This window comes from [Flexibacter] sp. ATCC 35103 (assembly GCF_001975985.1).
Lineage (GTDB): Bacteria > Bacteroidota > Bacteroidia > Flavobacteriales > Flavobacteriaceae > Flavobacterium.
This window is the reverse complement of record NZ_MTQF01000029.1, coordinates 1-1144: the sequence shown is the minus strand read 5'-3', so window position 1 is coordinate 1144 and position 1144 is coordinate 1. Positions and strand designations below refer to the sequence as shown.

Genomic DNA, 1144 nt, shown 5'->3' with positions numbered 1-1144 from the left:
AAAAACTTTAATTTTTATAATGAATACGGGCCAACAGAAACTACCGTTACATCGATAGAATTATTGTATGATGAGAATAAATACTTATCAATAGGAAAACCGATATTCAATACGCAGATTTATATATTAAATAATTCATTAATACCTGTAGCTGTAGGAGTTAAAGGGGATATTTATATTGGAGGATCGGGTTTGACAAGAGGCTACCTGAACAACCCTTTGCTTACCTCAGAGAAGTTTGTCGTAAATCCTTTTGCGGAAGGAGGCAGAATGTATAAGACGGGGGACCTTGGATGCTGGGATGCAGATGGGAATTCCGATTAAGTTTTTAGGCAGAAAAGACCATCAGGTAAAAATTAGGGGATACAGAATAGAGCTCGAAGAAATAGAGAGCCAGATTTTGTCCTATTCAGCAGCTTTAAAACATGTTGTGGTTGCAGTAAAAGAATCAAACGATAACAAAAGTTTGGTAGCCTATTTTGTATCTGATACGGTAGTTGACAAATCAGAACTTAGGATTTTTCTGCAATCAAAATTGCCTGAGTATATGGTTCCTGGTTTGTATGTGGCCTTAGAGACCCTTCCCTTAACGCCCAATGGCAAGATTGACCGAAAAAGCCTGCCTGATGTAGATTCTGCAGATATCATAAAGAATCAGTACGTGGCAGCAGGCAACAAACTGGAAGAAAGCCTTGTGGCGATTTGGCAGGAGGTTCTTGGAATAGAAAAAATAGGGATTAAAGATAATTTCTTTGAACTGGGGGGACACAGTTTAGTTATGGTTCAGGTAATCAATAAATTACACAAAAGCTCCGGAAAAAGCATTTCGTTTAGTAATTTTTTCAAAAACCCCACTATTGAATCCCTTTCGCTGCAATTACAAGAAGACCAATATACGGCCATTGGGTCAGCAGGGTTTATGGAAAGCTACCCTATGTCTGCTTCCCAGGAAAGGTTTTGGCTGCTGAGCCAGCTTGAAGGCGGTTCGCTTGCCTATAATATGCCGGCTGCAGTTGTTTTTACAGGCAAAATAGATGCTGATAAACTCGAGGAAAGTTTCAGGCATCTGATAGCGCGCCATGAAATTCTAAGGACTAATTTTAAAACAGACCAGTCGGGGGAAAACCGTCAATATATCAGATCG

General features: G+C 39.6%; 2 protein-coding genes. Both read left to right on the top strand.

The genetic code is table 11. The features are described from left to right. On the top strand, window positions 1-324 hold a 324-nt coding region (locus tag BXU01_RS23440), incomplete at its 5' end, for an AMP-binding protein (RefSeq protein WP_131825157.1). After that, a partial coding sequence (locus BXU01_RS23435; RefSeq protein ID WP_255373839.1) for a condensation domain-containing protein occupies window positions 308-1144 on the top strand: 837 nt, incomplete at its 3' end. The genes BXU01_RS23440 and BXU01_RS23435, both read left to right, overlap by 17 nt.